Genomic DNA, 7,491 nt, shown 5'->3' with positions numbered 1-7,491 from the left:
GAAAAAGCAAAAGAAATAATTCTTTCATCATTTCCACATCTACACTTTTATATTTTAGATTTATCTAATAATATAAGAGCTTTGTACTTTCGTTCCATAGAGAAGCAAACCTCAGCTATTAAAGAATAAAAAAGTAACAATAAAATACATATCGAAAAGTGTCACTTTTGTCACCTTTTGAATAAAAAAGCACGAAAAGAATAAGAATAACAAAAAGTTATAAAAAAGAGTTTACCGTCTACTCTTTTCATTATATATGTAAAAGACTTCATCGAAAATTCTTATCTTTGTTACTATTCGTAATTTTAAAACATAACATATTATGTCTAAAGAAATACTTAAACTAAAACCGCAACAGTTGTGGAAACACTTCTACGACCTGACCCAGATTCCTCGCCCTACAGGACAGATGAAGGAGGTGACAAAATTTGTCATCGATTTCGGTAAATCACTGGGACTAGAAGTAAAACAAGACAAAACAGGCAACATTGTTATCACCAAGCCTGCTACCAAAGGAATGGAAAAAGCTCCGGTAGTGATACTTCAGTCGCACTTGGATATGGTTCCTCAGAAGAACTCGAATGTAAAGCATGACTTCACAAAAGACCCTATAGAAACCCAAATAGATGGCAGCCGAGTAAAGGCCAAGTCTACCACATTGGGTGCAGACAACGGAATCGGAGCTGCCGCCATGATGGCTGTCCTCGAAGACACGACACTGAAACATGGAAAAATAGAAGCCTTGTTTACAGTAGACGAAGAGGTAGGNNAGGAAACGTATTGCTGAATCTGGATACCGAAGAGATCGGCGAGCTATGCGTAGGTTGCGCCGGAGGTGCAGACGTTAATGCCGACTGGGAATTTAAAGATGCAGAAGTACCAGCAGGTGATATTGCTTATAAAATATCGCTTACAGGCCTTAGAGGAGGTCACTCGGGAACTGAAATACACATGGGAAGAGCAAATGCCAACAAGCTTATGTTTTACTTCCTCAAAGAAGCAGTAAGCAATTACGAGGTGCGTTTGTCTGCCATCGATGGCGGTTCATTAAGGAATGCGATCCCTCGTGAAGCTGTAGCTATCGTTACTCTACCCGAAGAAGATGAGAAAGACTTCCTAAAACTGGTAAAAGAGTACGAAAAGATATTTAAAGAAGAATATAAAGCTGTAGAGGCAAACCTTTCATTCAAAGCAGCAAAAACAGATCTACCTAAAACGCTTATCCCAGAGGAAATACAAGACAGTGTCATCAATGCTGTTATTGGTTGCCAAAATGGAGTAATCAGCATGCTAACCGACTTTGAAGGCATTGTAGAAACTTCTACAAACTTAGCCTCTGTTAAATCTGAAGCAGGTCGTATTTCGGCGAAAATGCTGGCTCGTAGCTCTTCCGAAACACGCAAAGATGAAATTTGCTCAAGCCTCGAAAGTGTATTCGCCCTTGCAGGTGCAAAGGTATCCATCGAAAATGGTTATCCGGGATGGCAGCCGAATGCTCAATCGGATACGCTAAATATGATGGCTAAATTATACAAAGATATGTATAACGAAGATGCCCATGTAGTAGTGGTACATGCAGGATTAGAATGTGGTATCATTTTGGGTAGCACACCGGGTTTAGACATTGTATCGTTTGGCCCTACTATCTTAAACGCACACTCTCCTGATGAGTTTGTAGAAATAGATACAGTAAGCAAATTCTATAATTATCTGGTTAAAACCCTAGAGAACATAAAATAAAAGAAGAAACGGCGGGAAATTTTAAAATACCCGCCGTTTTACTTTTCTAATCTATCGTTTATATATCAATCGAAAGGGATTATTCCTCCATCCGTCAGGTCTGCTAAAGACACTTTAAAGGTTGCAGACGTTGCAGCCTTGCCTAATGCTCCTCTGAAAGTTATACGTTTACCACCTTCGATATTTCCTTTGTATATCTCCTTTTCGCCTAGAACAGTATCGCCGGTAGCAATCTGTCTTACAAATACCAGCTTCACAGTAACATCTTTACCTGCTGTTGCATGCCTATCTGTNNATTTTGCGTTCTCTAAATTTATCAATATTCGTATTACATAGGTCACCCCATCCCCAAGATACTTCTGAGCTACGAGTAGGAATGCCTTCGGCTATGGATATTCCGGAATAAAAAGGAGTAATCACACAGCCAATTGTAGTTGTACCTTCGGGCAAAGAACATGTATTGGCATCGGTCACTTCAACGGTCACCTCAGACCACATCGGCTGTAAGGTTACCTGTATTGGCACATCCGGGTTATTCGCAGCTACCGAGAAATTAACCTTTTCGTAGTATATATATCTACTACCCATATTTCCCATTATCCATGTAGGAGGATTCTCAAAATAGTCAGTATAGAAATTATTATCCTTTACATCAATTGCTCCTTCTGTTGGAAGTGAGCTCATACCTCCGGTCGGATAAGAGATAAAAGCAATATAATAGTTACCTTCAGGGAGTTCCTCCGTTAGCTGCCCAACCATTTCTTTAAACTTCCACCCTTTCACTCCTTTGCCACTCTCTTTCTCGTAAATGATATAAAAGAGTTGATTGTTATAGGTGTCAGCTTTCAATGATTTAACATCTACACTAAAGTTAGATACATCAAACGTAACCTTATACGTTTTGCTTGTTGTGGGCACTTGTTCCGAATCATTGCTGCAAGACGCAAACAGAATAGTTGCGCATAGAAAAAATAGTAGTTTTTTCATTACGTTAATAGTTTTGTTAAGTTTATATCCGCCATTATTAATTACAATAATAATGACGCATAAAGATATACAATATAATTCATTATAGGCAATTTATAAAAGAAAAGAGAGCAAGACAATACGCCTTACTCTCTATAGCTTTTATTTTATATTTTCGTTATTTGAAGCCTTTCACTTTTTCTCGGGCTTCTGCTTATACTTAGACAATATAGCCAATATTTCGTCAGAAACATTTCCGAAAATAGAAATGCCCGAAGCTCCGTTTTCCAAAGCATATTTTATCCCGGCTTCGATCTCTTCATTATTCTTAAAGTCGGGTATATACAATCCCGCATAGAGAGGGAAACGACCGTCTATACCTCTCAATCCCTGCTTAACGGCATCACCGATCCATGGTACATCTTCTTTATAGAAACCATGATAGATCATCGGATAAACAGCATCCAAAGGCCAGTTTGTCCAATCCTGTCTTACCAAACGCTTGGCTACGTCGGGAGTCGGAAACACGGCAGCAGTAAGCGGCTTATGATGGGCTTTTGCCACATCTCCAATCTTATTCACAATTGCCGTTACAGCATCGTATCTGAAAGATTTCCACGAGAGGTTTTCCTGAGGATACTGAATACTGTCTATGTCTTTATGATATTTTTCTTTAAACTTAGCCTTACATACATCGCAATAGCAAAAATCGTATTCGGGCAATTCTTGTGTTTGAACAATACCATAAACGTCCCACAGATTAACCGCCAATATCACATCACTGAAGCGAACATAATCCATGTGGATGCCATCAACATAATCTTTAGACAATGCATTCTCTACTTCTTTGGTCAGAAACTCCGCAACCTCGGGACGAGAAGGACACATCCATCTGTAATAATCTACATACGGCGGATGATCGGCACACGATTCGCCCTTTCTGTTTACAGCTGCCCATTCAGGGTGAGTCTTCAATGCATCTCCCCTATTCATTATCCACATCCAACGGTGAGCTTCCAATCCCTGAGCTTTTGCCGCCCTATAATGCTTCTCACTATCGGCTTCGAAGAAAATGCCTGCAATACCCGCATCATGATATTTTTTATACCTCACAGCCAGTTCCTCTTCCGTATCAGAATCCTGAGGGTTAATCCACACCCAATGTTTGTAAGTATTTTCTGCCTGCTTATTACCAATATTGCTTGTACAATTCGAGAACAAAAAAGGCAATAGTAATAAGGTCAACCAGTAAATTTTAAAATGGTTTCGCATAGTTTTTTTATTTTTCATTTAGTTATCAATCCTTCTTCATTAAGATAAATCTTCTTACCCGAGGCATCTTTGATAGAAACTTCGAATCTCCTGCCGGTAGAAGACAGTTCGAGTTTGTTTCTTTTATTATCAATATCGAATTCCGACTTATCCATTTTTAGCTCTGTAAAGTTAGTTGCGTAACGCTGATGCGCACGCCTATAGTCTTGCTGCTTATAGTACACAAGCCATAAATATTGTTTTTGCTTTTCAGTATATGGCAATACAAACTGAGGTTGTTTTTCCCCTGCTTTGTTTTTCGAAAAGAATAAATAGCCCCATCTTTCAGGTCTATGCATATCGACAACACCTTGAGGAGACCATACCCAGTTATTTTCAGGTAATACCTTCCCTGCACTATCTTTTCTTTTCACATACTTATCATTTACAATATCTGTTTCCCATTGCACTCTCGAGAAGTTAATACGCCATACGTCTTTATCTTTAGGAACATTTATTGCATTCCCCAAGGTAAGAGCCCTGAAAGGAATCGCCATCTCTACCGCCCAACCGGTATCTGTATCGTCTGCCTTATTGATAGTACCCTGTACTTTTACGGCATGCTGCATCCCCTGAGTATCCCAACTAAAGAGCGCTGAACCGCCACTCCGATAAGGTTTGGGCATAAACAAGTCGAAAATATTATTATATGCATTTATCTCTATTTCAAAGTAGTTGTGGGCAGTGTTTAATGGATCTATAAACACTTCGAAATCATTATCAAAAAACACAATCTCATCGCGCTTGGTCAAGGTAGCCCATACATGCGGATCTTTTAACTCAGCCGCTATATAAAGATATGATTCGTCCCAAAGCATTTTTACACGGGTATCATAATATGGTTTAGGCTTGGCATCGCCCTCTATATCTTGAAAATGATCAGACCAAACGGCATTCAGCCACACTTGATCATTAATATCGCCATCAATTGTCGGTGCTTTAGATGCATAAGGTACTACGTAGTTTGCCGGAATAGTAAATAGGTTTTCATATCCCTTAAAGTGGTTCTGGGCATAACAAAAATTAAAAACAAGAAGAAAAGAAATAGAACAAAATAATTTTATATAATTCATTTTACTGATTTTGAAATTTAAGGATATCACGAAGTTCAGCCACCCCCTCAGAAGCACCCTTCTTTATAAAGTGTATTCCGGGCTGATGTACATTCACTTCTTTCGGGTCGATCAGATAGACAGGCACACCCGCATGCACATAATTAAGCAAGCCAGCGGCAGGATATACGTTCATCGATGTACCTATCACGACAAAAATATCGGCCGTTTGCACAATTTTCATTGCTTTTTCTATCATGGGCACAGCCTCTCCAAACCAAACAATGTGAGGACGAAGCTGCGAACCTTTTTCACACTTGTCTCCAAGGTGAATCTCACAATTATCAGGAGTCAAGGTATAAATCAACGATGGATCAACCGTCGAACGCACTTTACTCAACTCCCCATGAAGATGTAAAACATTTGTGCTGCCTGCTCTCTCATGCAGTTCATCCACATTTTGTGTTATAATGGAAACTTTATATTCTTTTTCCATCTCCACTAATCCTACATGTCCTTTATTGGGCTTAGCCTCAAAAGCAGCCTTGCGGCGGGCATTATAAAAATCAAGCACCAGTTGAGGGTTTCGGCTGAATCCTTCAGGAGTGGCAACATCTTCGATAGAGTATTGCTCCCACAGTCCGCCGGAGTCTCTAAAAGTGGCAATACCACTCTCTGCACTCATCCCTGCACCGGTTAATACAACAATATGTCTCATAAACTATTAAAAAAATGTAAGTAGCATATACAAATATAGTTTTTTCAGGGGTAATTTTTATTAAAGTCCCATGAAAAGAATTACTTTTGTTGGCAAATTTAAATAAACATTCAGTCATATCATGAAATAATACTTCTTTGACATACGAGACTGATATAAAACGAAAAGAATATGGATAAAATTAGTTACGCTCTAGGTTTAAGCATCGGAAATAATTTTCTTAGCTCAGGTATCAATAAAGTTGATTTCGACTCTTTCCTTAAAGGAATGAAGGATGTAATCAACGGAGGAGACTCTGACATGGATTATGAAGAAGCTAAACAAGTGATTAACGACTATTTCACCAAATTACAAGACGAGAAATTGAATATCAACCTCAAAGCAGGTGAAGAATTTCTATCTATCAACAAAAACAAAGCAGGTGTAGTAACACTTCCTAGTGGACTACAATACGAAATACTTAAAAAAGGTGATGGCCCTAAACCGGCTCTTACAGATCAGGTTAAGTGCCACTATCACGGTACGCTTATCGATGGCACAGTATTCGATAGTTCTGTAAAACGCGGACAGCCTGCCACATTTGGTGTTAATCAGGTAATACCGGGATGGGTAGAAGCCCTTCAATTAATGCCTGTAGGTTCGAAATGGAAATTATTTATCCCTTCTGATCTTGCTTATGGCAAAGCAGGAGCAGGGCAATCGATCGAACCGAATTCAACTTTAATTTTCGAAGTGGAAATTTTAGATATTGTCAAATAATAATTCAGTTTAAAAAATGAAAAAAATTCAAGTTGTGGCTCTTTCGGCTATTGTAGCTTTCGGAGCATTATTTACATCTTGTGGTGGAAATGTTTCTACAAACGTTCCATTAAAGACCGATCTCGATACTATTTCTTACGCTTTTGGTGCTAGCCTTTACGAGCAAGGATTGTCTATGCATCTACAACAACTAGGTATAATAGGCGATACTACAAGCATCAAAGCCGGATATCTTAGCAAAATAAGTGCAGAAACTGATGCTCAGAAAAAAACAGCATTGGAAAAAGAGATGAAAGCTAAAATGGATTCTGTAGTAAAATCAAACGCAAGAAACATCTCTGAGTTCTTAAACGGACTAAAAGAATCGTTAAATGCACCTGAATCAAAAGCTGCTTATATGGCCGGAGTATCAGTTGGAGGTCAGATATCAAAACAAATGATGCCTGGTATCATACAACAAATATATGGTCCTAATTCGAAAGAAAAACTAAACAGCGATGCATTCCTTGCTGCAATGGCTACAGCTATGAAACAAGGCAAATTTGCAGTTGCTGATCCATCTACAGTATTCAATACAAAAATGCAAGAAGCTCAGGCTAAAGCTCAAGCAAGAGAAGAAGAAGAATTGAAGAAAGCAAATGCAGGAGTAATTGCTGAAGGAGAAAAATTCCTTGCCGAAAACAAAACAAAAGAAGGTGTTGTTGCTCTACCTAGCGGATTGCAATACAAAGTTGTAAAAGAAGGAACAGGAGCTAAACCAGCTGCAGCAGATATGGTAAAAGTGAACTACAAAGGTACACTTCTAGACGGTACTGTATTTGACAGCAACGAAGGTAAAGAGCCAATCACATTCAACGCTAACCGCGTTATCAAAGGATGGACTGAAGCTTTACAGTTGATGCCTGTAGGATCAAAATGGATTCTTTATATCCCTTACGATCTTGC

The 7,491-nt window shown here is 38.9% G+C and carries 6 protein-coding genes and 1 pseudogene; 3 read left to right on the top strand and 4 right to left on the bottom strand.

Going from position 1 to position 7,491, the window contains the following annotated elements:
* Positions 1-322 precede the first annotated feature (322 nt).
* Positions 323-1,740: pseudogene (locus tag B3P17_RS11885) on the top strand (aminoacyl-histidine dipeptidase).
* Positions 1,741-1,805: 65 nt separating this feature from the next.
* Here B3P17_RS11885 and B3P17_RS11880 read toward each other — a convergent pair.
* From B3P17_RS11880 to B3P17_RS11865, 4 genes are all read right to left on the bottom strand, one after another.
* Complete coding sequence (locus B3P17_RS11880) at positions 1,806-1,997, bottom strand: hypothetical protein (protein ID WP_291105612.1); 192 nt, start codon at positions 1,995-1,997, stop codon at positions 1,806-1,808.
* A 901-nt stretch (positions 1,998-2,898) separates the two neighbouring features.
* Positions 2,899-3,978 carry a family 10 glycosylhydrolase gene (locus B3P17_RS11875; protein ID WP_252639242.1) on the bottom strand — a complete coding sequence of 360 codons (1,080 nt, stop codon included), beginning with the start codon at positions 3,976-3,978 and terminating at the stop codon, positions 2,899-2,901.
* A gap of 14 nt (positions 3,979-3,992) precedes the next feature.
* Positions 3,993-5,090 (bottom strand): carbohydrate-binding family 9-like protein, encoded by a 1,098-nt coding sequence (locus B3P17_RS11870; RefSeq protein ID WP_252639244.1) that lies wholly within the window; start codon positions 5,088-5,090, stop codon positions 3,993-3,995.
* Between the two features lies 1 nt (position 5,091).
* Positions 5,092-5,787: an SIR2 family NAD-dependent protein deacylase gene (locus tag B3P17_RS11865; RefSeq protein WP_252639245.1), complete on the bottom strand. Its 696-nt coding sequence runs from the start codon at positions 5,785-5,787 to the stop codon at positions 5,092-5,094.
* Between the two features lie 171 nt (positions 5,788-5,958).
* Between B3P17_RS11865 and B3P17_RS11860 the strand changes: the two genes are divergently transcribed.
* Together B3P17_RS11860 and B3P17_RS11855 are read left to right on the top strand one after the other, a co-directional pair.
* On the top strand, positions 5,959-6,546 hold the full coding sequence (locus B3P17_RS11860) for an FKBP-type peptidyl-prolyl cis-trans isomerase (protein ID WP_252639247.1): 588 nt from the start codon (positions 5,959-5,961) through the stop codon (positions 6,544-6,546).
* A gap of 16 nt (positions 6,547-6,562) precedes the next feature.
* A partial coding sequence (locus B3P17_RS11855; RefSeq protein ID WP_291105607.1) for an FKBP-type peptidyl-prolyl cis-trans isomerase occupies positions 6,563-7,491 on the top strand: 929 nt, incomplete at its 3' end.

This window comes from Dysgonomonas sp. UBA7630 (assembly GCF_002483985.1).
GTDB lineage: Bacteria > Bacteroidota > Bacteroidia > Bacteroidales > Dysgonomonadaceae > Dysgonomonas.
The sequence above is the reverse complement of the archived record's forward strand: the minus strand, read 5'-3'. Positions and strand labels throughout refer to the sequence as shown.

What these genes read in the sequence shown, in the direction of transcription:
- B3P17_RS11875 (WP_252639242.1), bottom strand. Translation starts at nt 3,978, where the DNA reads ATGCGAAACCATTTTAAAATTTACTGGTTGACCTTATTACTATTGCCT.
- B3P17_RS11870 (WP_252639244.1), bottom strand. Translation starts at nt 5,090, where the DNA reads ATGAATTATATAAAATTATTTTGTTCTATTTCTTTTCTTCTTGTTTTT.
- B3P17_RS11865 (WP_252639245.1), bottom strand. Translation starts at nt 5,787, where the DNA reads ATGAGACATATTGTTGTATTAACCGGTGCAGGGATGAGTGCAGAGAGT.
- B3P17_RS11860 (WP_252639247.1), top strand. Translation starts at nt 5,959, where the DNA reads ATGGATAAAATTAGTTACGCTCTAGGTTTAAGCATCGGAAATAATTTT.